This window comes from Cupriavidus sp. HE11, assembly GCF_056097175.1.
Window position 1 is genome coordinate 962,145 of the sequence record NZ_CP184464.1, and the last position, 23,210, is coordinate 985,354.

General features: G+C 65.8%; 20 protein-coding genes. 15 read left to right on the forward strand and 5 right to left on the reverse strand.

All coding sequences use genetic code 11. From position 1 onward, the window contains the following. Nucleotides 1-756, forward strand: a complete 756-nt coding sequence (locus ACOABP_RS04490) for a slipin family protein (protein ID WP_474227137.1) — start codon at nucleotides 1-3, stop codon at nucleotides 754-756. Nucleotides 757-913: 157 nt separating this feature from the next. Here ACOABP_RS04490 and alaS read toward each other — a convergent pair whose 3' ends face one another. Beyond that, the gene (gene alaS, locus ACOABP_RS04495) at nucleotides 914-3,538 is read right to left on the reverse strand and encodes an alanine--tRNA ligase (RefSeq protein WP_474227138.1); all 2,625 of its coding nucleotides are present in this window, start codon (nucleotides 3,536-3,538) and stop codon (nucleotides 914-916) included. Between the two features lie 251 nt (nucleotides 3,539-3,789). On the opposite strand from alaS, the gene ACOABP_RS04500 reads away from it, so the two are divergent. The 3 genes from ACOABP_RS04500 to ACOABP_RS04510 all read left to right on the forward strand — a co-directional run bounded on the left by ACOABP_RS04500 (nucleotide 3,790) and on the right by ACOABP_RS04510 (nucleotide 6,718). Then, nucleotides 3,790-5,010, forward strand: coding sequence for a CaiB/BaiF CoA transferase family protein (locus ACOABP_RS04500; RefSeq protein ID WP_474227139.1), 1,221 nt, complete (start codon nucleotides 3,790-3,792; stop codon nucleotides 5,008-5,010). Between the two features lie 103 nt (nucleotides 5,011-5,113). Further along, on the forward strand, nucleotides 5,114-5,569 hold the full coding sequence (locus tag ACOABP_RS04505; RefSeq protein ID WP_474227140.1) for a DUF2214 family protein: 456 nt from the start codon (nucleotides 5,114-5,116) through the stop codon (nucleotides 5,567-5,569). A 150-nt stretch (nucleotides 5,570-5,719) separates the two neighbouring features. Beyond that, nucleotides 5,720-6,718, forward strand: coding sequence for a Bug family tripartite tricarboxylate transporter substrate binding protein (locus ACOABP_RS04510; RefSeq protein WP_474227141.1), 999 nt, complete (start codon nucleotides 5,720-5,722; stop codon nucleotides 6,716-6,718). On the opposite strand, the gene ACOABP_RS04515 is transcribed toward ACOABP_RS04510, so the two are convergent. Beyond that, entirely contained in the window at nucleotides 6,690-8,498 is a 1,809-nt protein-coding gene (locus ACOABP_RS04515; RefSeq protein ID WP_474227142.1) for a potassium/proton antiporter, read from the reverse strand. The genes ACOABP_RS04510 and ACOABP_RS04515 overlap by 29 nt on opposite strands. Before the next feature lie 372 nt (nucleotides 8,499-8,870). Here ACOABP_RS04515 and ACOABP_RS04520 point away from each other — a divergent pair, with 372 nt between their 5' ends. Both ACOABP_RS04520 and ACOABP_RS04525 read left to right on the forward strand, forming a co-directional pair. Then, nucleotides 8,871-9,332 carry a tripartite tricarboxylate transporter TctB family protein gene (locus ACOABP_RS04520; RefSeq protein WP_474227143.1) on the forward strand — a complete coding sequence of 154 codons (462 nt, stop codon included), beginning with the start codon at nucleotides 8,871-8,873 and terminating at the stop codon, nucleotides 9,330-9,332. A gap of 13 nt (nucleotides 9,333-9,345) precedes the next feature. Further along, on the forward strand, nucleotides 9,346-10,848 hold the full coding sequence (locus ACOABP_RS04525) for a tripartite tricarboxylate transporter permease (RefSeq protein ID WP_474227144.1): 1,503 nt from the start codon (nucleotides 9,346-9,348) through the stop codon (nucleotides 10,846-10,848). Nucleotides 10,849-10,925: 77 nt separating this feature from the next. On the opposite strand, the gene ACOABP_RS04530 is transcribed toward ACOABP_RS04525, so the two are convergent. Further along, nucleotides 10,926-11,810 carry a LysR family transcriptional regulator gene (locus ACOABP_RS04530; RefSeq protein WP_474227145.1) on the reverse strand — a complete coding sequence of 295 codons (885 nt, stop codon included), beginning with the start codon at nucleotides 11,808-11,810 and terminating at the stop codon, nucleotides 10,926-10,928. A 165-nt stretch (nucleotides 11,811-11,975) separates the two neighbouring features. Here ACOABP_RS04530 and ACOABP_RS04535 point away from each other — a divergent pair, with 165 nt between their 5' ends. Continuing rightward, nucleotides 11,976-12,953 carry a Bug family tripartite tricarboxylate transporter substrate binding protein gene (locus ACOABP_RS04535; RefSeq protein WP_066731621.1) on the forward strand — a complete coding sequence of 326 codons (978 nt, stop codon included), beginning with the start codon at nucleotides 11,976-11,978 and terminating at the stop codon, nucleotides 12,951-12,953. 75 nt (nucleotides 12,954-13,028) lie between these two features. Continuing rightward, nucleotides 13,029-14,654, forward strand: coding sequence for a gamma-glutamyltransferase (gene ggt, locus ACOABP_RS04540; protein ID WP_474227146.1), 1,626 nt, complete (start codon nucleotides 13,029-13,031; stop codon nucleotides 14,652-14,654). A gap of 114 nt (nucleotides 14,655-14,768) precedes the next feature. Here ggt and gltS read toward each other — a convergent pair whose 3' ends face one another. Further along, complete coding sequence (gene gltS, locus ACOABP_RS04545; RefSeq protein WP_474227147.1) at nucleotides 14,769-15,965, reverse strand: sodium/glutamate symporter; 1,197 nt, start codon at nucleotides 15,963-15,965, stop codon at nucleotides 14,769-14,771. A 182-nt stretch (nucleotides 15,966-16,147) separates the two neighbouring features. Here gltS and ACOABP_RS04550 point away from each other — a divergent pair, with 182 nt between their 5' ends. Together ACOABP_RS04550 and ACOABP_RS04555 are read left to right on the forward strand one after the other, a co-directional pair. Further along, nucleotides 16,148-17,008: a PhzF family phenazine biosynthesis protein gene (locus ACOABP_RS04550; protein WP_474227148.1), complete on the forward strand. Its 861-nt coding sequence runs from the start codon at nucleotides 16,148-16,150 to the stop codon at nucleotides 17,006-17,008. A gap of 82 nt (nucleotides 17,009-17,090) precedes the next feature. Beyond that, nucleotides 17,091-17,708: a pyridoxamine 5'-phosphate oxidase family protein gene (locus ACOABP_RS04555; protein WP_474227149.1), complete on the forward strand. Its 618-nt coding sequence runs from the start codon at nucleotides 17,091-17,093 to the stop codon at nucleotides 17,706-17,708. Between the two features lie 10 nt (nucleotides 17,709-17,718). Here ACOABP_RS04555 and ACOABP_RS04560 read toward each other — a convergent pair whose 3' ends face one another. Further along, nucleotides 17,719-19,203 (reverse strand): CoA transferase, encoded by a 1,485-nt coding sequence (locus ACOABP_RS04560; RefSeq protein WP_474227150.1) that lies wholly within the window; start codon nucleotides 19,201-19,203, stop codon nucleotides 17,719-17,721. 312 nt (nucleotides 19,204-19,515) lie between these two features. On the opposite strand from ACOABP_RS04560, the gene ACOABP_RS04565 reads away from it, so the two are divergent. The 5 genes from ACOABP_RS04565 (at nucleotide 19,516) to ACOABP_RS04585 (ending at nucleotide 23,091) form a co-directional block, all read left to right on the forward strand. Then, a complete protein-coding gene (locus ACOABP_RS04565; RefSeq protein WP_474227151.1) occupies nucleotides 19,516-21,264 on the forward strand; it encodes a glutamine--tRNA ligase/YqeY domain fusion protein in 1,749 nt (582 codons plus the stop codon). Between the two features lie 2 nt (nucleotides 21,265-21,266). Next, nucleotides 21,267-21,497 (forward strand): RNA-binding S4 domain-containing protein, encoded by a 231-nt coding sequence (locus ACOABP_RS04570; RefSeq protein WP_474227152.1) that lies wholly within the window; start codon nucleotides 21,267-21,269, stop codon nucleotides 21,495-21,497. A gap of 127 nt (nucleotides 21,498-21,624) precedes the next feature. Then, entirely contained in the window at nucleotides 21,625-22,014 is a 390-nt protein-coding gene (locus ACOABP_RS04575; protein ID WP_474227153.1) for an MAPEG family protein, read from the forward strand. 15 nt (nucleotides 22,015-22,029) lie between these two features. Next, nucleotides 22,030-22,641, forward strand: coding sequence for a YceI family protein (locus tag ACOABP_RS04580; protein ID WP_474227154.1), 612 nt, complete (start codon nucleotides 22,030-22,032; stop codon nucleotides 22,639-22,641). A gap of 141 nt (nucleotides 22,642-22,782) precedes the next feature. Next, the gene (locus tag ACOABP_RS04585; protein WP_474227155.1) at nucleotides 22,783-23,091 is read left to right on the forward strand and encodes a hypothetical protein; all 309 of its coding nucleotides are present in this window, start codon (nucleotides 22,783-22,785) and stop codon (nucleotides 23,089-23,091) included. The last annotated feature ends 119 nt before the right edge of the window (nucleotides 23,092-23,210 follow it).

A 23,210-nucleotide genomic window follows, 5' to 3' on the forward strand; every position in this document is an offset into this window, starting at 1 on the left:
ATGGCATTCGGATTCAGCTTCGGTGGACTGGTCTTCCTGCTCGTACTGCTGGTGATTTCCGCGTTCCGCGTGCTGCGCGAGTACGAGCGTGGGGTGGTGTTCATGCTCGGCCGCTTCTGGCGCGTCAAGGGCCCGGGCCTGGTCCTGATCATCCCAGTCGTGCAGCAGATGGTGCGCGTGGACCTGCGCACGGTGGTCCTGGACGTGCCACCGCAGGACGTGATCTCGCACGACAATGTGTCGGTCAAGGTCAATGCGGTGATCTACTTCCGCGTGGTGGACCCCGAGCGCGCCATCATCCAGGTAGCCAACTTCCTTGAGGCCACCAGCCAGCTGGCGCAGACCACGCTGCGCTCGGTGCTGGGGAAGCACGAGCTTGACGAGATGCTGGCCGAGCGCGAGAAGCTCAACCTCGACATCCAGAAAGTGCTCGACGCCCAGACCGATGCGTGGGGCATCAAGGTATCGAACGTCGAGATCAAGCACGTCGACCTGAACGAGACGATGGTGCGCGCCATCGCCCGCCAGGCCGAAGCCGAGCGCGAGCGGCGCGCCAAGGTGATCCACGCCGAAGGTGAATTGCAGGCATCGGAAAAGCTGCTTGAAGCCGCCCAGATGCTGGCGCGCCAGCCCCAGGCCATGCAGCTGCGCTACCTGCAGACGCTGACGCAGATCGCGGGCGACAAGAGTTCGACAATCGTGTTTCCGTTGCCGATCGATATCGTGTCGGCGCTGACGGGAGGTGGGGGGAAGTAGCCACCGGAAACGGACACGTGTCCGGCAGGATCGATGGCGGTTCCTGTCCATCGATCCTGCCCTTCCTGCTGATAGCCCTGTTCGCGAACCGATAACGCAAAAAAAAACGCCTGCTTTCGCAGGCGCTTCTCTCGGAGCAGCTTCAGGCTGTCAGGGCTCAGACCTTGGCGGACACCCATTCCATCACGCCGGCCAGCGCCTTCGGCAGACCCGTCGGGTCGGTGCCGCCGGCCTGGGCCATGTCCGGACGGCCGCCGCCCTTGCCGCCCACCTGCTGGGCGACGAAGTTGACGAGTTCACCGGCCTTGACCTTCGACGTGGCGTCGGCAGTCACGCCCGCGATCAGGCTGACCTTGCCGTCGGCAACGGCAGCCAGCACGATGGCGGCGCTCTGGAGCTTGTCCTTGAGCTTGTCCATCGTTTCGCGCAGCGTCTTCACATCGGCGCCTTCGAGCTGGGCAGCCAGCACCTTCAGGCCCTTGATGTCCACCGCCTGCGATGCCAGTTCATCGCCTTGCGACGATGCCAGCTTGCTCTTGAGCTTTTCGAGCTCCTTTTCCAGCGCGCGGACCTGGTCCTGCACCTGGCCGATACGCGGCACCAGTTCCGACGGCTGGGCACGTAGGGCGGCAGCCGCTTCGTTCAGGCGCGCGTCGAGCGATTGCAGGTAGTGCAGCGCGTTGTCGCCGGTGATGGCTTCCACGCGGCGAATGCCCGCGGCCACGCCGGCTTCCACGACGATCTTGAACAGGCCGATATCGCCCGTGCGCGTCACGTGGGTGCCGCCGCACAGTTCCTTCGACGTACCGATCGACAGCACGCGCACATCGTCGGCGTACTTCTCGCCGAACAGCGCCATGGCGCCGCTCTTCACCGCGTCGTCGAACGGCATGACGGCGGCCACGGTCGGCGCGTTGGACAGGATCTCGGCGTTGACGATTTCCTCGATCTGGCGGATCTGGTCATCGGTCACCGGCGCGTTGTGCGAGAAGTCGAAGCGCGTCTTGTCCGGATCGACCAGCGAGCCCTTCTGCTGCACATGGGTACCCAGCACTTCGCGCAGCGCCTTGTGCATCAGGTGGGTGGCCGAGTGGTTGCGCACGGTGCGCGCACGGCGGACGGCGTCGACCTGGGCCGCAACCTTGTCGCCCACCTTGAGCGCGCCATTGGCGAGCGTGCCCTGGTGGCCGAACACATCAGCCTGGATCTTCGTGGTATCGGCCACGTTGAAGACGGCCGGGCTCGCCACCAGCGTGCCCTGGTCGCCAACCTGCCCACCGGACTCCGCGTAGAACGGCGTGTTGTCCAGCACGACCACGCCGGTCTGACCCGGCTGCATCGTGTCGACCGATGCACCATCGACGTACAGCGCGGTCACGCGCACGCCTTCCATGCTCAGGGCGTCGTAGCCATGGAACACGGTCTTGTCGCCCGTGTACTCCAGGCCAGCGGCCATCTTGAACTTGCCGGCGGCACGGGCCTGCTCGCGCTGGCGCGTCATCGCGGCGTCGAAGGCCGCTTCGTCGACGGTAATTTCCTGCTCGCGCGCCACGTCCTGGGTCAGGTCGAGCGGGAAGCCGAACGTGTCGTGCAGCTTGAACGCCAGTTCGCCGTCCAGCACCTTGCCGCCACCGGCCTTCAGTTCGGCCACGGCGCCGTCCAGGATCGACATGCCGTTTTCAATCGTCTCGAAGAAGCGCTCTTCCTCGGCCTTGAGCACTTCCACCACGCGGTTCTGCGCGTCGGCCAGCTCCGGATAGGCTTCGCCCATCTGCGCCACCAGGTCCGGCACCAGCTTGTGGAAGAACGGCGTCTTCTGACCAAGCTTGTAGCCGTGGCGGATGGCACGGCGCACGATGCGGCGCAGCACGTAGCCGCGGCCTTCGTTGCCCGGAATCACGCCGTCGACGATCAGGAACGAGCACGCGCGGATATGGTCGGCAATGACCTTCAGCGAGTTCTGGTTCAGGTCGGTGATATGCGTCTCGCGGCCGGCGGCCTTGATCAGCGCCTGGAACAGGTCGATCTCATAGTTGCTGTGTACGTGCTGCAGCACCGCGGCAATCCGCTCCAGGCCCATGCCGGTGTCCACGCACGGCTTGGGCAGGCGCGTCATGTTGCCCTGCTCGTCGCGGTTGAACTGCATGAACACCAGGTTCCAGATCTCGATGTAGCGGTCGCCGTCTTCCTCGGGCGATCCCGGCGGGCCACCCCAGACTTCCGGGCCGTGGTCGTAGAAGATTTCCGAGCACGGGCCGCACGGGCCGGTGTCGGCCATCTGCCAGAAGTTGTCCGATGCGTAGCGCGCGCCCTTGTTGTCGCCGATGCGCACGATGCGGTCGGTCGGCACGCCCACTTCCTTGGCCCAGATGTCGTAGGCCTCGTCGTCCTCGGCGTACACGGTCACCCAGAGCTTGTCGGCCGGCAGCTGGTAGACCTTGGTCAGCAGCTCCCAGGCGTACTGGATGGCGTCGCGCTTGAAATAGTCGCCGAACGAGAAATTGCCCAGCATTTCGAAGAACGTGTGGTGACGTGCCGTGTAACCCACATTCTCGAGGTCATTGTGCTTGCCGCCGGCGCGGACCGAGCGTTGCGACGACGTGGCGCGCGAGTACGGGCGCTTGTCGGTGCCGAGGAACACGTCCTTGAACTGCACCATGCCCGAATTGGTGAACAGCAGGGTCGGGTCGTTCGCCGGCACCAGGCTGGACGAGCGGACCACGGTATGGTCCTTCGACTCGTAGAACTGCAGGAACTTGCTGCGAATGTCGGAGACTTTCATGTTGTATCGGGCGCCTCGGCGCGTCGTGGCAGGGCGCAGGCAGTCAGGTTGGATTTGCAAACCGTTGATTATACGGGGAAGCCCCGCCCCGGGGCACTGGCGCGCCGTGCCCGTGTTGGGACCAGGCACGGCGCGGCGCCGGCTGTCCGGTTATCGCCCACGGAACACGGGCCGGCGCCCCGCCCCCGGGCAACGGGCCGGTTGGCCGGTGATAGAGTGCTGGCTCCTCAGACCTGCCAGCCGCCACCGCCATGGGAGCCTTAAGCCATCTTCGCGTCCTCGACCTGACCCGCGTACTTGCCGGGCCATGGTGCGCCCAGAATCTTGCCGATTTCGGCGCCGACGTGATCAAGATCGAACGCCCGGGCGCAGGCGACGACACCCGCATCTGGGGCCCGCCCTGGCTCAAGACGCCCGACGGCCGCGATACCGCCGAAGCCGCCTACTACCTGGCCGCCAACCGCAACAAGCGCTCGGTGACCTGCGACATCAGCACGCCCGAAGGCCAGCAGCTGGTGCGCGACCTGGCCGCCCAGAGCGACGTGGTGCTGGAAAACTACAAGGTAGGCCAACTGAAGAAGTATGGCCTCGATTACGAATCGCTCAAGGCCGTCAAGCCGGACATCATCTACTGCTCGGTCACCGGCTTCGGCCAGACCGGCCCGTACGCCCAGCGCCCCGGCTACGACTTCATCATCCAGGGCATGGGCGGCTTCATGAGCCTGACCGGCGAGCGCGACGACCTGCCCGGCGGCGGCCCGCAGAAGGCCGGCGTGGCGATTTCCGACCTGATGACCGGCCAGTACGCCACCATCGCCGTGCTGGCCGCGCTGGCGCACCGCGACCGCACGGGCGAAGGCCAGTACATCGACATGGCCCTGCTCGACGTGCAGGTGTCGATGCTGGCAAACATGAATACCAACTACCTGGCCAGTGGCGTGGCGCCCAAGCGCTGGGGCAATGCCCACCCGAACATCGTTCCCTACCAGACGTTCCATGCCGCCGATGGCTGGATCATCGTGGCGGTGGGCAACGACGGCCAGTTCCGCAAGTTCGTGACCGCCGGCGGACGCCCCGAACTGGCCGACGACCCGCGCTTTGCCACCAACCCGCAGCGCGTGGCGCACCGCGACGCGCTGGTGCCGATCCTGGCCGAGATGGTGTTGCCGCGTACCCGCGAGCAGTGGATTCTCGACCTGGAGCGCGCCGGCGTGCCGTGCGGCCCGATCAACACGATGGACGAGGTCTTCGAGAACGAACAGGTGGTGGCGCGCGGCCTGCGCGTGGACCTGCCCCACCCCACGGGCGGCACGGTCAAGCTGGTGGGCAGCCCGATGAAGATGAGCGCCACGCCGCCCGAGGCCCTGCGCCATCCGCCGTTGCTCGGGGAGCACACCGATGTGGTGCTGGACGAGACACTCGGCTACAGTGCCGAACACATCGCCGCCCTGCGTGCCAAGGGTGTGGTCTGACGCCAGCCTGATCCGTCGGAACCTGACCAGACCTTGACCGCGCCTGCCTCTGGCGGGCGCGCGGGCCGGTGATCATGACGTTTTTCCATCCCTAGGAGAATGCATGCTGACCGATGCCCTGCTCGCGTTCCTGCACTTCACGGCCATCTTCGTCCTGATTACGCTGATGGCCGCCGAAGCCGTGGTCCTGCGTCCGGACATGACCCCGGCCGCCGTCCGCCGCCTGTCGATCTACGATTTCGTCTATTTCCTGTCGGCCATGGCAACGCTGGCAACCGGCCTGCTGCGCCTGTTCTACGGCGCCAAGGGCGTGGATTTCTATATCCACAACCCGTGGTTCCACGCCAAGATGACCGTGTTCGTGGTGATCGCGCTGTGCTCGCTGCCGCCCACCTTTATCTTTGCCAGGTGGCGCAAGCAGTCCAGGCACCTGCCAGACTTCGTGCCAACACCCGCGGAGATCAAGAAAGCCCGCCGCTGGGTGATGATCGAGGCGCATCTGGTGATCCTGCTGCCGCTGTGCGCCGTGATGATGGCGCGCGGCATAGGCATCCGCTAAGTGGCACTATCAGAATGATCCTGGCGTCGTTGCACGGCCTTGCCGTGCCGCCTGCACCGTCTGCGGCTGCGCGCCTCCTGATTCAAACCCAAAAGCCGGCGTGCAACGCACACGCCGGCCTACAGATTCCCATCCTTTTCCACGTTTGACATGCTGAAGACCCTGCTCACGGCCGCGCTGGCCGTCACCACGGCACTGGCCGTCCCGGCCCACGCCGCCACCGCCAACTGGCCGGCCAAGCCGATCCGCTTCGTGGTCCCCTACCCGGCCGGCGGCCCCCTGGACACCGTGGCGCGCGCCATTGGCGAGAAGCTGCGCGACAGCCTGGGCCAGCCCGTGGTGGTCGAAAACCGGCCCGGCGCCGGCGGCAACCTGGGCGCCGACTACGTCGCCAAGCAGCCGGCCGACGGCTACACCATCGTGATGGGTGCCGTCGCCACGCACGCGATCAACCCCACGCTGTTCACGAAGATGCCGTACGACCCGGTCAAGGACTTCGCCCCGGTCACGCTGGTGGCCGACGTGCCGAACGTGCTGGTGATGCATCCGGGCAAGGCCGCCGAACTGCATATCAACAATGTGCGCGACCTGGTGGAATACGCGCGCAAGCATCCGGGCAAGCTCGACTACGCGTCGGGCGGAAATGGCAGTGCCGGCCACCTGTCGGGCGAGTTGTTCAAGAGCATGGCGCACGTCAGCATGGTCCATATCCCGTACAACGGCGCGTCGCCCGCGCAATTGTCGGTGCTGTCGGGCCAGACCGACCTGATCTTCGATAACCTGGCGTCGGCATCGGCCAACATCAAGGCCGGCAAGCTCAAGGCCTTTGCCGTGACCACGGCCAGCCGCGCGGCAGCGTTCCCCGAACTGCCGACCATTGCCGAGGCAGGCAAGGGGCTGGGGCTGGAAGGCTTCGATATCTCCACGTGGTTCGGCGTCCTGGCGCCGGCCGGCACGCCGCGCGATATCGTGGACCGCCTCAATCACGACATCGTCGCCATTCTGAAGACCGACGACATGAAGGCGCGCCTGGCCCGTATCGGTGCCCAGCCAGCGCCCACCACGCCCGAGCAGTTCGGCGCGCTGATCCAGCGTGAACTGAAGAAGTACGGCCAGGTGGTCAAGGTTTCCGGCGCGAAGGTCGACTGAGCGATCCGCGCGCCTTGTCCCGCATGCGCCAGAGGCGGTCCTTGCCGTCCCTGGCGTCTTCCGCCGCATTGCGCGGCAGCAACAACCCCACCTGCGTGATGCGCGGCCCCTCCATGCGGGTCACGGTCAGCCGCAAGCCGGCAATCTCCACCGCATCGCCCTCCACCGGCGGCGACGGAAACACCGCCAGCATCGCTTGCTCCAGTGTCTGTTCCTGCTGCGGTGGCTGCAGTGGCCGCGTGGCGTAAAGCGCCGCCACGTCGGCCAGCGCGGCCTGCCCGTCCAGCAGGAAATCGTGCGCCACCTGATCCCAGGCCGGCGGCGTGGACGGCCTCAGGAACAGGCGCGACAGGCGCGGCATCGCCGGGCTTGGCGCCAGGATCGACACGATATCGCCCGCGCGCAGCACCACCTGGTCCAGCGGCACCAGCACGCCCTCGCGAGCCACCGTCACCAGCCGGCTGCGCGCCGGTAGTTCCACCTGGTCCGCACGCAGGTCTTCCATCGACGAATTGGGCGCGACCAGGAACTGCATCATTTCCATGCCCGGGGCGCGCACGCCGCGCAGGCGCTCGCGCGACAGCGGCTCGTCGTAGGCCGGCCGCAGCACGCGCGCCAGCCGCGCAGCCAGCGACACCGTGGTGCCCTGGCACAGCAGGCTCGCCAGCACCACGGCAAACGCCACGCGGAACAGCAGCCCGGCATCCTCCATGCCCTGCAGCAGCGGAAACAGCGACAGCACGATCGGCACTGCGCCGCGCAAGCCCATCCAAGCCAGAAAGCCCTTTTCGCGCAGGCTGAACCGGAACGGCAGCAACGCGGCAAAGACCGCCACGGGCCGCGCCACGCACATCAGGAACCCGGCCAGTGCCAGGGCTGGCAACGCGATATCCCAGATCCGGTGGGGCGTCACCAGCAGCCCCAGCAACAGGAACATGGCCGACTGCGCCAGCCACGCCATGCCGTCCATGGCGCGCAGTACGTCCTCGCTGACGGCGCGGTCGCGGTTGCCCACCATCATTCCGGTCAGGTAGACCGCCAGGAAGCCGCTGCCGCCAAATGACTGGACAATGGCCCAGATCATGCAGCCTGCCGAGCAGATCAGGATGGCCTGCAGCCCCTCGGCCACGTTGACGCGCTCCATCACGTTAGCCATGCAATAGCCCAGCCCCACCCCCAGCAGGCCGCCCACCCCGAACTGCACCAGCAACCGCAGCACCAGCGCGCCGGGCGACAGGCCCTGTGGCGCGGTGATCCATTCGATCAGGGTCAGGGTCAGGAAGATCGCCATCGGATCGTTGATGCCCGATTCGATTTCCAGCACGCTTGCCACGCGTTCCTTGAGCCGGATGCCGCTGCTGTTCAGCAGCGAGAACACCGCGGCCGCGTCGGTGGACCCGACGATGGCGCCCAGCAGCAGCCCGAGCTTCCAGTCGATGCCCAGCATCCATGTTGCAAACAATCCCACCAGCACGGCGGTCAGCGCCACGCCCACGGTAGCGAGCGACAGCGATGGCTTCAGCGCTACGCGGAACGTGGCAAAGCGCGTGCGCAGCCCGCCGTCGAGCAGGATCACGGCCAGCGCGATATTGCCTACCAGGAAGCTGAGCCAGGTGTTGGCAAAGCGGATGCCGCCCGGGCCATCCACGCCGGCGGCCATGCCCACACCCAGGAACACCAGCAGGAACGGCACCCCGAAGCGTGCCGAGAACACCCCGAGCAGGATGCCCAGCGTCATCACCAGGGCGCCAATCAGGATGGCATGGTCGATGGCTTCCAAGCGGGCCTCCTGTCTTTATTCCTGTCCGGTCGTTCTTGTCGAAGGGGGTTTCAGGCCATGCGAAAGCTTTCACTCCAGCTTTCGATCATAGGTGGCCGCAAGCCGCCGGTCTGTCCGTTTCCGTCCGGCGGAACACCACTTCCCTACGCCCTCCATCGGCGTATTCCCTGCACTTTTCCTTGCGTCGTCAACGACTTACCGAATGCTTTCAGACGTATGCGTAGGGACATACCCTGAGGTTGCCACTTTATGCAGACATATGAAAGGTAGCTGAAAGGATGTGCTTTTACCTTCCAACCCTGCCGCGATCGGGGAGCCCTTGTCGCGACGATTTCAAGCAGTCAAAGCTGTGTCATATCGAGGAGAATCATTTTGCGCATACGTAGCCAAAAGGACTTTGCCTCCGGCCTGATGTTCATCCTGGTCGGTTTGAGCTTTTCCTTCGTCGCCCGTGGCTATTCCATGGGAACAGCCGCCAAGATGGGACCGGGATACTTCCCGTTCTGGCTCGGCATCGTGCTCGCCCTGCTGGGCGCGCTGGTACTGTGGGGCTCGTTGTCTTCCAGGATGGAAGAAGATCACCTGGCCCGCTGGGACCTGAAGATCCTGCTGTGGATCCTAGGTTCCGTGGTGCTGTTTGGCCTGCTGCTCAAGCCGCTGGGCATGGTGCTGTCGGTCGTGGTACTGGTGCTGGTCTCCTCGATGGCCAGTCACGAATTCAGCTGGAAGGGTGCTGTCCTCAACGCGATCGTCCTGGTGCTGATCAGCATGGGCGCGTTCGTGTACGGCATCAACCTGCAGATGCCGGTGTGGCCGGCTTTCCTGGCAAGCTAAGGAGCCCGCCCTCATGGAACTGTTAGCCAACCTCGGACTGGGCTTCTCGACCGCCCTGTCCTTCCAGAACATCGCCTACGCGTTCCTGGGCTGCGTGCTCGGTACGCTGATCGGCGTGCTGCCGGGCCTGGGCCCGCTGGCCACCATCGCGATGCTGCTGCCCGTGACCTACACGCTGCCCCCGGTGGCTGCGCTGATCATGCTGGCCGGTATCTACTACGGTGCCCAGTACGGCGGCTCCACCACCGCCATCCTGGTGAACCTGCCGGGCGAATCGTCGTCGGTGGTGACCACCATCGACGGCTACCAGATGGCACGGCGCGGCCGCGCCGGCGTGGCGCTTGCCACAGCCGGTATCGGTTCGTTCTTCGCCGGCTGCGTGGCCACGCTGATCCTGGCCGCTTTCGCGGCACCGCTGTCGGAACTGGCGTTCAAGTTCGGCCCCGCCGAGTACTTCTCGCTGATGGTGCTGGGCCTGATCGGCGCCGTGGTGCTGGCCTCGGGCTCGCTGGTCAAGGCGATTTCGATGATCGTGCTGGGCCTGCTGCTGGGCCTGGTGGGTACCGACGTGAACTCGGGTGCCGCGCGCTTCTCGTTCGACGTGCCGGAGCTGACTGACGGCCTGAACTTCGTGTCGGTCGCCATGGGTGTGTTCGGCTTCGCGGAAATCATCGCGAACCTGGAACAGAAGGAAGCCCGCGAGACCTTCACCGATCACGTGACGAACCTGTTCCCGACCAAGGAAGACTTCAAGCGCATGATCCCTGCCGTGCTGCGTGGCACGGCCCTGGGTTCGGCACTGGGTATCCTGCCGGGCGGCGGTGCGGCACTGGCTTCGTTTGCAGCCTACTCGCTGGAAAAGAAGACCTCCAAGTACGCGCATGAGTTCGGCAAGGGCGCCATCGAAGGCGTGGCAGGTCCGGAATCGGCCAACAACGCCGCTGCACAGACCTCGTTCATCCCGCTGCTGACGCTGGGCATTCCGCCGAACGCCGTGATGGCGCTGATGGTGGGCGCGATGACCATCCACAACATCCAGCCCGGTCCGCAGGTCATGACCAGCAACCCGGCGCTGTTCTGGGGCCTGATCGCCTCGATGTGGCTGGGCAACCTGATCCTGATCATCCTGAACCTGCCGATGATCGGTATCTGGGTGAAGCTGCTGAAGGTGCCGTACCGCTACCTGTATCCGGCCATCCTGACGTTCTGCTGCATCGGCGTGTACTCGGTCCAGAACACCACGTTCGACGTGTTCCAGACCGCGGCCTTCGGTATCATCGGCTACCTGTTCATCAAGCTGCGCTGCGAACCGGCTCCGCTGCTGCTGGGCTTCGTGCTGGGACCGATGATGGAAGAAAACTTCCGCCGTTCGCTGCTGCTGTCGCGTGGTGACTTCAGCGTGTTCGTGACGCGTCCGCTGTCGCTGGGCCTGCTGATCGCCGCTGCGGTCCTGGTGACGATCGTGGCAATGCCGTCGATCAAGGCCAAGCGCGAAGAAGCGTTCCAGGAAGAATAAGGACGTTTCCCCGCTGTACGAAAAAGGGCGCCCCTGCGGCGCCCTTTTCCTTTGGTGCTGCCGGTCTGCCTACGGCCTCAGTCGCCAAACAGCGCCGCGCAAGCGGTGCGAATCGCCTCGGTCACGTGAACGCGGCCGTGGTCGCGCCTTTCCAGCATGCCGATGGTGCGCACCGTGGGCTCGCCGCCGGCCCGCAACGGCAGGATGCGCAGCGCGCGGTCGTCTCGCCAGCGGGCACGCTTGAGCAGCGGCACCACGGTCACGCCCACCTCCTGCCGCACCAGTTCCACCAGCGCCTCGATCGAGTTCAGTTCCAGGTATTCGTTGGTGCGAAGATGCGCACGGCGCAACGCCCGCTCCACCAGCGCGCCGGTGCGCTGGCTGCGGTCGAAGCGCAGGAAAGGGTTGGAAGCCAAGGCCTGCCGGGCGTCGTCGCCCTGGCTTCCGCGTGCCGCAATCGCCACAAGCGGCTCGTCGTAGAGTGGCGTCCAGTGCAGCGTGCCCGCCAGCCGGGCCGAGCCCTCCACCACGAAAGCCGCGTCAAGTTCGCCGCTTTCCACCATGGCCGCCAGCTCGAACGACTTGGCGCCGATCAGCCTGACATCGAGCGCCGGATAGGTGCGCTTCATCTGCGCCACCACGTGCGACAGCCCGCCCATCACCGAGACCACCGCGCCAACGGCAACCGCTCCGGCCATGGCCTCGGTATCGGCCAGCGGCACGCGCATGTCGTCGTAAAGCGCCAGCAGGCGGCGCGCCTGCGGCAACAGCGCCCGGCCATCGGCATTGAGCACGGCCACCCGGCCGGTGCGATCGAACAGCGGTCGGCGCAGTTCTTCCTCCAGCGATCGCATCTGCAGGCTGACGGCCGCCTGCGTCACCGCCACCTGGCTGGCGGCGGCGGCAAACGAGCCGTGCTCGGCCACGGCGACAAAGGTTCTCAGGAAGCGGATCGTGCTCATTGTCGGTGCATCTTTTCGGAAGGCCGCCCCACGGCGGGGATCCACAAGGTTTTCTTGTCAATCAAGCAAGGAATATTAACTTTCATTGTGGACGAGAGCGCGGAATAATTTATGTTTTCCTGCCGCAGTTCCACGTCGTACCCATCCGTCCCGGAGACGCACAACATGAAATCCTGGCTACGCCATCTTGGCCTCGGCCTTGCCACGAGCCTGACCCTTGCTGCCGCCCCGTCGCACGCCGACACCTTTCCCAGCAAGCCGATCCGCCTGATCGTGCCATTTCCGGCCAGCGGCGCCACCGACCTGCTGGCGCGCGCCATCGCCCAGAAGGTGGGCCAGAACCTGGGCCAGCAGATTGTGGTCGATAACCGGCCGGGCGCCGGCGGTGCCATCGGGTCGGACATGGCCGCCAAGGCCGCGCCGGACGGCTACACGATCCTGATTGCCACCACCAGCACGCACTCGATCGGTCCGTACATCAACACGCACCTGCCGTACAACACCGAGACCGATTTCACGCCGATTGGTCAGGTCGCCACGGCCACCAACGTGCTGGTAGTGCCCAACCAGCTGCCGGTCAAGAACGTCAAGGAACTGATCGACTACGCCAAGAAGCACCCGGGCGAACTGAACTACGCATCGAGCGGCAACGGCACCGTGGTCCACCTGACCGCCGAGGCCTTCAAGGCCCAGGCCGGCGTGTTCATCACGCACATCCCGTACCGCGGCACCGCGCTGGCCGTGCCCGACCTGATCTCGAACAAGGTGCAGGTGCTGTTCGACAGCATCGTGTCCGGCATGCCGCACGTGAAGGACGGCAAGCTCAAGGCGCTGGCCGTGACCAGCCTGAAGCGCTCGCCGCTGGCACCGGACCTGCCTACCGCCAGCGAATCGGGCCTGCCCGGCTTTGAATCGGACACCTGGTTCGGCATCTACGGTCCCAAGGGCCTGCCGCCCGAGATCGTCAACCGCCTGAACGCCGAGTTCAACAAGGCCATCCAGTCGCAGGACGTGAAGGATCGCCTTGCCAAGCTGGGCGCCGAGCCCGTTGGCGGCACGCCGGCCCAGTTCGCCGCGATGGTCAGGAAGGACAGCGCGCGATGGGGCAAGCTGATCAAGGATCGCAAGATCCAGGTGGACTAAGCACCAGCAGGACAAGCGGGCGACAATGACGTCGCCTCGCCGAAGCACGACAACCAGGCAGCAACGAGAGACAACATGCAGAACTTCAACTGGACCAACCCCTACCCCACCGTGCGCATTCCGCTGTTCGCGCGCAACGTGGTATCGACCTCGCACCCGCTGGCCGCGCAGGCCGGCCTGCGCATGCTGCTCAAGGGCGGCAATGCCGTTGACGCGGCCATCGCCGCCGCGGCCGCCATCACGCTGGTGGAGCCGGTGTCGTGCGGACTGGGCAGCGATGCCTTTGCGATCCTGTGGGATGGCAAGGAACTGCATGGCCTGAACTCGTCGGGCGTGGCCCCGAAGGCCTGGAGCCCCGAATACTTCAAGAACAAGTACGGCGTGGACGGCAACGGGCTCGCCAACCGGCCCATCCGTGGCTGGGATTCGGTGACCGTGCCAGGAGTGATCGCCGGCTGGGCCGCACTGCACGAGCGCTTCGGCAAGCTGCCGTTCGAAGACCTGATGGAGCCCGCCATCGAGATCGCCGAGCGCGGCTACGCCGTGCCGCCGGTGGTGGCGCACAAGTGGGCAGCCGCCGTGCCGGACCTCAAGAACCAGCCGGGCTTTGCCGACACCTTCATGCCCAACGGCCGCGCGCCCAACGTCGGCGAGAAGTTCGTCTTCAAGAACGCCGCCGAGACGCTGCGCAAGATCGGCGCCACCAAGGGCCGCGCCTACTACGAAGGCGAGATCGCCGAGAAGATCGCCGCCTTCAGCAAGGAATGCGGCGCCGCGATGACGCTGGACGACCTGCGCAACTATCGCCCCGAATGGGTCAAGCCGATCAGCAAGTCGTATCGCGGCTACGACGTGCATGAAATCCCGCCGAACGGCCAGGGCATCGCCGCGCTGATGGCGCTGGGCATCCTGGACCAGTTCGATCTGGGCGCCCTGCCCGTGGATTCGGTCGATTCGCAGCACCTGCAGATCGAGGCGATGAAGCTGGCGTTTGCCGACCTGTATCGCTACGTGGCCGACCCGCGCAGCATGGAAGTCACCCCCGAGCAGATGCTGGACGACGCGTACCTGAAGTCGCGTGCCAAGCTGATCGACATGCAGCGCGCCACGCATTTCAACTTCGGCATGCCGCGCACGGGCGGCACGATCTACCTGACCGCCGCCGACGAGAACGGCATGATGATCTCGTTCATCCAGTCGAACTACATGGGCTTTGGTTCGGGCGTGGTGGTGCCGGGCACCGGCATCAGCCTGCAGAACCGCGGCGTGGGCTTCTCGATGGATCCGAAATCGGCCAACGTGGTGGAAGGCGGCAAGCGCCCGTTCCACACGATCATCCCGGCGTTCCTGACCAAGGACGGTCAGCCCGTGATGAGCTTTGGCGTGATGGGCGGCGACATGCAGCCGCAAGGCCACCTGCAGACGGTGGTGCGCATGCTCGACTACAACCAGCAGCCGCAGGCCGCATGCTGCGCGCCGCGCTGGAAGGTCAACCGCGACTTCACGCTGGACGTTGAAGGCACCATGGACCCGAATACCGTGGCCGGCCTCAAGGATCGCGGCCACAAGCTCAAGTCGGTGGAAGACCCGTATATGGATTTCGGCTCGGGCCAGTTCATCTGGCGCCTGTCGGACGACGCCGAGCAAGGCTACGTGGCCGCCAGCGACAGCCGCCGCGACGGCCAGGCCGTGGGCTTCTGACGCTTGCGCCGCCTGACGTACCGATATCGTAGTACCGCAGTAAGTAGTACGTAGTTGAAGTCCTGCGAGGCGCCACGGAGCAATCCATGGCGCCTTTTTTATGCCCGCACCGCGTCAGTAGACCGGCAGGCTCAGAAACAGCTTGATGACCACGGCGTTGACGATATCGATGAAGAAGGCGCCCACCATCGGCACGATCAGGAAGGCCAGGTGCGACGGGCCGTAGCGGTCGGTGATCGCCTGCATGTTGGCGATGGCCGTGGGCGTGGCGCCAAGGCCGAAGCCGCAGTGACCGGCGGCCAGCACGGCGGCATCATAGTTGCGGCCCATGATCCGGAAGGTGACGAAGATCGCATAGGCCGCCATGGCGCCGGTCTGCGCCAGCAGAATCAGCAGCATCGGCAGCGCCAGCGACGTCAGCTCCCACAGCCGCAGGCTCATCAGCGCCATCGCCAGGAACATCGACAGGCTCACGTTGCCAAGCACCGACAGCGCGCGATCGAACACCGTGTACCAGCCCAGCAGTGCCAGCCCGTTGCGCAGCAGCACACCCACAAACAGCACCCAGACAAAGGTCGGCAGTTCCAGCCAGCTGCCCTTGAACAGATCGCCCAGCGCCTGCCCCGCGGTCAGGCAGACCAGGATCAGCGCCAGGGTCTCGATCAGCGCCGAAGCCGTGATCGGCCGTACCGCCTGCGGATTCTCGAAATTGAGCACGCGGTCGTCGCCGGCATCCAGCCCCGGCTTGGCTACGTTGCGCAGCAGGTAGCGCGCCACCGGCCCGCCGATCAGCCCGCCGAGCACCAGGCCGAACGTGGCGCACGCCACCCCGAGTTCCGTGGCATACGTCATGCCAAACTGCTCCACGAATGTCTTGCCCCAGGCCGCACTGGTGCCGTGACCGCCCGACAGCGCAATCGACCCGGCCAGCAGGCCGGTGGCCGGATGCAGGCCCAGCGCACTGGCAAGCCCGACGCCGATCGCATCCTGGATCACCAGCAGGCCCGCCACGGCAAACAGGAAGATGCCGATCGATTTGCCGCCCTGCTTCAGGCTGGCAAGGTTGGCGCTCAGGCCCAGCGTGGCAAAGAAGGCCAGCATCAGCGGCGTCTGCGCCGCGGTATCGAATTTCACCTGCACATCGGCGGTATAGCGGGCCAGCGCCAGGCATAGCGCCACCACCAGCCCGCCCACCACCGGCTCGGGAATATTGAAGGTGCGTAGCGGAGGTGTGACGTGCAGCAGCTTGCGCCCGACCAGCAGCACCAGCGATGCCGCGACAAGCGATTCGTAGTTGTTGAGTTCCAGCATGGCGAGCAACCAGAAAACCTCGATTCTTGGCGCCCCGATCATCCTCGCCAATCGCATTCCGCTTAAAGATGAAGAACTTGGCGATTGCAACTGTTCCGCTGCACTTGCATGAAACTGTGCATGGCGCCGGCACGCGGCTTCCGTACACTGACCGTTTTCCCATTTCACGTCCGCGCTACGCCATGGCTACCTACGCATACCGAATCGTCAATGTCTTTGCCGAATCCACCTTCGGCGGCAATCCTCTGTGCGTTTTCGAGGATGCGCGCGGCATGGACGACGCCACCATGCAGGCGTTGGCCCTGCAGTTCAACCTGTCCGAGACGACGTTCATCCTGCCGTCCGACCGGGCCAATGCCGCCGTGCGCATCTTCACGCCCGGCTACGAGATGCGTTTTGCCGGTCATCCCACGCTGGGCTCCGCCCATGTGGTGCGCGACCTGGCTCAAACCGGGGATGCGCTGTCGCTGGAATTCAAGGCCGGCGTGGTGCCCGTGACCGCCGTGGAAGATCGCTGGACCCTGACTGCCCCGCACCAGGGCGCGCCGAAGACCGCGCCGGCCGGCCTGCCCGATGCCGAGATGGCGTCGCTGCTGGGCCTGCACGCCGACGACCTGGCGGGCGCGCCGATGTGGGTCGATACCGGCGCAGACCAGTTGCTGGTGCCGCTGAAGACGCCCGACGCCGTGCGCCGCGCCCAGCCCGACAGCAGCCGCCTGGACCGCTGGCCGCAAAGCAGCCTGGGCCGCAAGACCGCCTATGTGTTTGCTTTCGATCCCGAACAGCCGGGCAAGGTGCTGGTGCGCTATTTCTTCACCAAGCAGGGCGGTGGCGTGGCCGAAGATCCGGGCACCGGCTCGGCCTGCGCGAACCTGGGGGGCTGGCTGCTGTCCACCGACCATGCATTGCCGGCCCGTTATGAAGTTGACCAGGGAGAATTCGTGGATCGCCGATGCCGGCTGGATCTCGCCGTGACCACCGAAGGTGCGATCCGCGTGGGCGGCCGGGTAATCGAGCTGGGTCGCGGCACGGTCAGCATCTGACCGCACTTTATCGAACCGGCGGAGATCTGCGTCATACTGGCGCGGCCCCTCCCCTCCACGCCCCCACTTCGTGAGCCGTCCCATGTCATCGCACGACATTGCCACGCTGGCCGACCTCGAGGCGCTCTACGCCGAGCCCGGCGCCGCCTCGCTGTCCAAGGAAGTCGACTACCTGCATCCGCACTACCGCGCATTCGTCGAAGCGTCGCCGTTTTGCCTGCTTTCCACGATGAATGACCATGGCGGCGACTGCTCGCCGCGCGGCGATGCGCCCGGTTTCGTGCAGGTGCTGGACGACCGCACGCTGCTGCTGCCCGACCGGCGCGGCAACAATCGCATCGACAGCCTGCGCAATATCCTGGCCGATCCTCGCGTGGGACTGCTGTTCCTGGTGCCCGGCGTCAATGAAACGCTACGCGTCAGCGGCACGGCCACGGTCTCCACCGACCCGGACCTGATCACCCGTTGCGTGACACAGGGCAAGGCCCCCACCACCGTGCTGGTGATCCGCATCCACTCGGTATTCTTCCAGTGCGCGCGTGCGCTGCTGCGCTCGCGCCTGTGGCTGGCCGACGCACAGGTCCCGCGCGAAGCCCTGCCCAGCACCGGCACCATGCTGGCCGCCTTGAGCCAGAACGCGATCGATGGCGCCGCCTACGACCGCGAACTGCCCGAACGCGTACGCACCACGCTGTACTGACGCCGCTGGCCTAGCGCGGCAGCCACTCCGCCGCGTGCGTGCCCAGCGGTACCGACGGCAACGCCCAGTGCGCGGGCGTTTCCGACAGGTGCGCCGCGTGGCGCACCACCGTCAATTCGCCAAACCCCGATTCTTCCACTTCCAGCAGATCGGAAATTTCGTCGATATGCTGGTCTGGCACATCGGTGCCACCCGGCACGCGCCCGAGGCTGCGCAGCCACTGGCCCACCTGCGCCAGCGATACGCGCACATGCCAGCTGCCGCCTTCCACCGCGCGGCGATGCAGCGCCACCATCGCCCCGAAGGCAAGCAGATAGCCCGACGCATGGTCCAGCACCTGTGCCGGCAGCGGCCTCGGCTCCGCGCTGCCGGCCGCCTGCGCCTCGTCGGTGTTGATGCCGGTGGCGGTCTGCACCAGCGAATCGAAGCCCCGCTTGCCCGACCACGGGCCCACGTGACCATAGGCGGACAGCGAGACATAGACGATGCCGGGCCGGGCGCGGGCCGCGGCCTCGGGGCCGGCACCAAGTTCCGCCAGTCCGTTGGGACGATAGCCCTGCACCACCACATCTGCGCCGTGGAACAGCTTGTGCAGCGTGCGCTTGTCGTCCGTATCGCGCAGGTCGAGCTGGCACGACCGCTTGCCACGACCGGTGTCGATCACCAGTGAAGGCATCGACGGCAGGTGCGCGGCCGTTACCAGCAGCACGTCGGCCCCGTGCGCGGCCAGCGTGCGGCCGGCCACCGGCCCGGCGATGATGCGCGTGAAGTCCAGCACGCGGACGCCGCTCAGCGGCCGTGCATCGACATTGATCTCGGCATGCGGCCCGAACGCCGGCAGCGGTTCCGGCGGCGCCTCGCCGATCTTCTCGATGATGACCGGCGGCAGCCCTTGCAGCGCATGGGCCTGCGCGTGCTGCTGCCATTCGTCGAGCGAGCGCATCGCCGACACCACCATGCCGGCGTCCGACGCGACCGTCTCGAAATCCTCGGCCTTCCAGGCCGACAGCGCCGCGCGCACGGCGTCCTTGTCGTACGCGCATTTGAGAATCTTCAGAACGCCGTCGCGATGGTGGGAAAAATTCGTATGCAGGCGCACCCAGCGACCGTCCCCGGCCGGATACAGCCCGGCGATCTTGTCCCAGAGCTCGGGCGCCGGCCCGCCATTGACGCGCAGGTAGCGCTCACTGCGGAATTCGGCCAGCGCATGGCGCATGTCGACGGACACATCCTGCCAGCGGCCGGTGCGTTGTGCCCACAGCGCTGCCGCCGCCAGTGCCGAAGCGCCCAGGCTGGCTTGCGCGGCGGTGCCGATGGCGAAGCTGGACGGCAGCACCGGATCGTCGCCTGTCAGTATCAGATGGGACAGCGCCTCGGGCGGCATGGCGGCGGCGCCCCACAGCGCGGCGACCGTCCCGGCCGGCGTCTGGTGGGTGGCGGCGCGGCCGGAACTGGCGGCGCCGGGGGTGTTCGAAGTGGAACTGGCGGCATTCATGGCATGTATTCCTGCGGCGGGAATGAAGGCGGCATGCGACGATGACGTCGCACGGAGCATGCGCGAGACCGGTACGATGCACCGTACCGTGCCGTGGATTCTGCACCACTTCGGCCCGTCGCGCTGTGAGACAAATCCGAATTTCGCGCCGCACCGCCGGGTCGCGCCGCAGGCACGGTAAAATCGCGCCATTCGCCGGATTTTCCGTCGCAATTCCAGCGCACCAAACCCAGGAACATCAGGATCGCGGCCGGGTCAACCCAGACCGGGCCGGTCCACCAGTTATCGAGCCGCAGGTGATGCGGCGCCAACATGAGCCACGACAACAAGCCTACCGACACGCCAGCCGCCTCCAATTTCCTGCGGAGCATCATCGACCAGGACCTTTCCGCCGGCACCTACGACGGCCGCGCTGACAAGCAGGGCGAGCCGCTGCCGACGGTCATCACGCGCTTCCCGCCGGAGCCGAACGGTTACCTGCACATTGGCCACGCCAAGAGCATCTGCGTGAACTTCGGGCTGGCCCGCGACTACGCCGGCCGCTGCCACCTGCGCTTCGATGACACGAACCCGGTCAAGGAAGACACCGAATACGTCGATTCCATCATCGACGCCGTGCACTGGCTGGGCTTCTCGTGGGACGCCAGGCAGCCCGGCGGCGAGCCGCACCTGTACTACGCGAGCGACTACTTCGACCGCCTGTACCAGTTCGCCGAAACCCTGATCGAGCGTGGCGCAGCCTACGTGGACAGCCAGAGCGCCGAGCAGATCGCCGCCAGCCGCGGCAACTTCTCGGAGCCAGGCAAGCCGTCGCCGTTCCGCGACCGTTCCGTCGAGGAAAACCTGAAGCTGTTCCGCGAGATGCGCGACGGCAAGTTCGGCGATGGCGAGCACGTGCTGCGCGCCAAAATCGACATGACCGCGCCGAACATCGTGATGCGCGACCCGGTGCTCTATCGCATCCGCCACGCCCATCACCACCGTACCGGCGACAAGTGGTGCATCTACCCGATGTACGACTTCACGCACTGCATCTCGGATGCGATCGAGAACATCACGCACTCGCTGTGCACGCTCGAATTCGAGAACAACCGCCCGCTCTACGACTGGGTGCTGGAACACCTGCGCGATGCCGGCGTCTTCGCCAGCCCGCTGCCGCACCAGTACGAGTTCGCGCGCCTGAACCTGACCTACGCGATCACCAGCAAGCGCAAGCTCAAGCAGCTGGTGGACGAGAAACGCGTGGACGGCTGGGACGATCCGCGCATGCCGACCATCGTCGGGATGCGCCGCCGCGGCTATACGCCGGAATCGATCCAGCTGTTCTGCGACCGCATCGGCGTGTCGAAGGCCGATAGCTGGATCGACATGAGCACGCTGGAAGGTGCCGTGCGCGACAACCTGGACGCTCGCGCCCCGCGCAGCGTGGCGGTGCTGGACCCGGTCAAGCTGATCCTGGACAACTACCCCGAGGGCCAGAGCGAGGAATGCTCGGCGCCGGTTCACCCGAAGCTGCCGGAAATGGGCCGCCGCGTGTTCCCGCTGTCGCGCGAGTTGTGGATCGAGCGCGACGACTTCAACGAGAACCCGCCGAAGGGCTATTTCCGCCTGTTCCCGGGCAACAAGGTACGCCTGCGCTACGGCTACGTGATCGAATGCACGGGCGTGGACAAGGATGCCGACGGCAACGTGATCGCCGTCCACGCGAACTACCTGCCGGAAACGAAGAGCGGAACGCCGGGCGCGGACAGCGTCAAGGTCAAGGGCAACATCCACTGGGTCAGCGCGGCGCATGCCTGCCCGGCCGAAGTGCGCCTGTACGACCGCCTGTTCAACGACCCGAATCCGGATGCCGGCGGCAAGAACTTCCTTGATGCGCTGCACCCGGACTCCAAGAAGGTGGTAACCGCCTACCTGGAGCCGGGCCTGCGCGACGCCAAGGCGGAAGAGCGCTTCCAGTTCGAGCGTCACGGCTACTTCGTGGCGGATCGTACCGATTCGCAGCCTGGCAAGCCGGTGTTCAACCGCACGGTTGGCCTCAAGGACAGCTGGGGCAAGTAACCATGGCACAAACGATTACGTTTCCGCTCGAGGGTGAGTTCATCGCCCTGAATGACCTTCTGAAGGTTGCAGGCGTCTGCGACAGCGGCGGTGCCGGCAAGGCGCTGGTCGCGGCAGGCGAGGTAACGGTGGACGGCGCGGCCGAGTCGCGCAAGACCGCCAAGATCCGCGCCGGCCAGGTGGTGGGCGTTGGCGGCGCCGACGGCATTCGCATCAAGGTCGTCGCGGCCTGAGCCACCTGAGCCGTCGGCCCGGACCGTGCGACAGCAGCTGTCGGCGGCAGGGCTGGCACGGAAGGTAAGAAAGGAAGGGAGGTGGCAACCCATGCCGCCTCCACACCGAAGCACGCAAGGAGTCTTCATGCCGATCGCGTTCTGGTGTGTATTGCTGGCAGGCTTGATGCCAGTGCTGACTGTCTCCATCGCCAAGGCCGGCAATCGTGCCGGCGCATTCGACAACCATGACCCGCGCGCATGGCTGGAAAGGCAAAGCGGCCGCGCCCGCCGCGCCGACATGGCGCACCGCAATCACTTCGAAGCATTTCCGTTCTTTGCTGCGGCCGTCTTCACGGCCACGCATCTCGCCGCACCCCAGGCACGCATCAACGAGCTGGCGATGGTGTTCATCGTGGTCCGGATTCTCTACACGATCTGCTACCTGACTGATCGCGCCACGTTGCGCACGCTGTGTTGGACAATCGGCTATCTGACGGTGATTGGCATCTTCCTGCTGCCGGTGTTCGTCCACTGAGCCACGGCCATGCCGATGCGTCGCCGTTCCCTCGCCCTGTTCGCCCCGCTTGCTACGCTTGCCGCTCTCGCCGCCCTGACCGGCACGCCAGCCCTCGCCGCGCCCACGAACTACGCCGTCGATCCCACGCACACGAGCGTTTATTTCGGCGTCAGCCATTTTGATCGGACCAGCGTGCGCGGCCGCTTCGCCAAGATCGATGGCCGCGTGATCTACGACCCAGCCACTGGCGCGGGATCGATCGACTTCACCGTGGACACCGATTCGGTCGACAGCGGCAATCGCAGCCTCGATGGTGTGCTCCGCTCTGCGCAGTTTTTCGACGCCCAGACGTTTCCGGTCGCCAGGTTCCAGGCCAACCGCTTTGTCACGGAAAGCGGCAAGCTCGTTGCCGTCGAGGGTACGTTCACGCTGCATGGCGTTGCCCAGCCGCTCAGGCTTGAAGCCGACCGGTTCAGCTGCGGCCAGACCGTGCTGTTCGGCATCAAGCGCGACGTATGCGGCGGTGATTTTCGCGCCACATTTGCGCGAAGTGCCTTCGGCATGACGCGCTTCCTGCCCGATGTGGGGGATACCGTCACATTGCAGATCACGGTAGAAGCGTCGCCGGCCGGGCCCGCACAGTAAGCCGAAAAAAACCGTGCGCAGTGCAGCATGATGACGACCCAGCATCACCTTTGACGGCAAAATCTTCAGTAAAATCAGCGCCTTGCCTATTCCCATCCTGCCGCGTTTCGCCTATGCGTACCCGGCCAGACGCGAGTCAAGATGAGCCTGATTTCCCTGAACGACGTCGTTGCGGCGTCGCTGGCTGCTGCCGGTGCGTGCCTGGCGTGCAGCATTCCCGCCAATTTCCTCCGTCGCTTTCCGCTGTGGGCCTTCAAGACCTACGGCCGGGGCGCCGTATTGCTCCCCTTGCTGGCCGGCATGGTCGGCATCCTGCTGACGCGCCTGGTTGTCGCTGGCCAGATCAACAGCGATGGCGGCCTGGCCCTGGTGGCAGCGGCTGCGTTCCTGGGACTGGTGCTGGTTTCTGCAATGCTGCGTTTCTGGCTCGGCGAATACCGCAAACCCTGAGCTTTTCTCCTGCCACTGCGCGTCCCGGCGCACATACCCGCGCCGGTTTCCATCGCGCCGCCGCGCGGATCACGTATGATTCGGCCTTTCGCGTGCCAGGCACCGTTGCCGGCGCGCGC

Coding starts and splice junctions, on each gene's coding strand:
- ACOABP_RS04490 (WP_474227137.1), top strand. CDS start 1: ATGGCATTCGGATTCAGCTTCGGTGGACTGGTCTTCCTGCTCGTACTG.
- alaS (WP_474227138.1), bottom strand. CDS start 3,538: ATGAAAGTCTCCGACATTCGCAGCAAGTTCCTGCAGTTCTACGAGTCG.
- ACOABP_RS04500 (WP_474227139.1), top strand. CDS start 3,790: ATGGGAGCCTTAAGCCATCTTCGCGTCCTCGACCTGACCCGCGTACTT.
- ACOABP_RS04505 (WP_474227140.1), top strand. CDS start 5,114: ATGCTGACCGATGCCCTGCTCGCGTTCCTGCACTTCACGGCCATCTTC.
- ACOABP_RS04510 (WP_474227141.1), top strand. CDS start 5,720: ATGCTGAAGACCCTGCTCACGGCCGCGCTGGCCGTCACCACGGCACTG.
- ACOABP_RS04525 (WP_474227144.1), top strand. CDS start 9,346: ATGGAACTGTTAGCCAACCTCGGACTGGGCTTCTCGACCGCCCTGTCC.
- ACOABP_RS04530 (WP_474227145.1), bottom strand. CDS start 11,810: ATGAGCACGATCCGCTTCCTGAGAACCTTTGTCGCCGTGGCCGAGCAC.
- ACOABP_RS04535 (WP_066731621.1), top strand. CDS start 11,976: ATGAAATCCTGGCTACGCCATCTTGGCCTCGGCCTTGCCACGAGCCTG.
- ggt (WP_474227146.1), top strand. CDS start 13,029: ATGCAGAACTTCAACTGGACCAACCCCTACCCCACCGTGCGCATTCCG.
- gltS (WP_474227147.1), bottom strand. CDS start 15,965: ATGCTGGAACTCAACAACTACGAATCGCTTGTCGCGGCATCGCTGGTG.
- ACOABP_RS04550 (WP_474227148.1), top strand. CDS start 16,148: ATGGCTACCTACGCATACCGAATCGTCAATGTCTTTGCCGAATCCACC.
- ACOABP_RS04555 (WP_474227149.1), top strand. CDS start 17,091: ATGTCATCGCACGACATTGCCACGCTGGCCGACCTCGAGGCGCTCTAC.
- ACOABP_RS04560 (WP_474227150.1), bottom strand. CDS start 19,203: ATGAATGCCGCCAGTTCCACTTCGAACACCCCCGGCGCCGCCAGTTCC.
- ACOABP_RS04565 (WP_474227151.1), top strand. CDS start 19,516: ATGAGCCACGACAACAAGCCTACCGACACGCCAGCCGCCTCCAATTTC.
- ACOABP_RS04570 (WP_474227152.1), top strand. CDS start 21,267: ATGGCACAAACGATTACGTTTCCGCTCGAGGGTGAGTTCATCGCCCTG.
- ACOABP_RS04575 (WP_474227153.1), top strand. CDS start 21,625: ATGCCGATCGCGTTCTGGTGTGTATTGCTGGCAGGCTTGATGCCAGTG.
- ACOABP_RS04580 (WP_474227154.1), top strand. CDS start 22,030: ATGCGTCGCCGTTCCCTCGCCCTGTTCGCCCCGCTTGCTACGCTTGCC.
- ACOABP_RS04585 (WP_474227155.1), top strand. CDS start 22,783: ATGAGCCTGATTTCCCTGAACGACGTCGTTGCGGCGTCGCTGGCTGCT.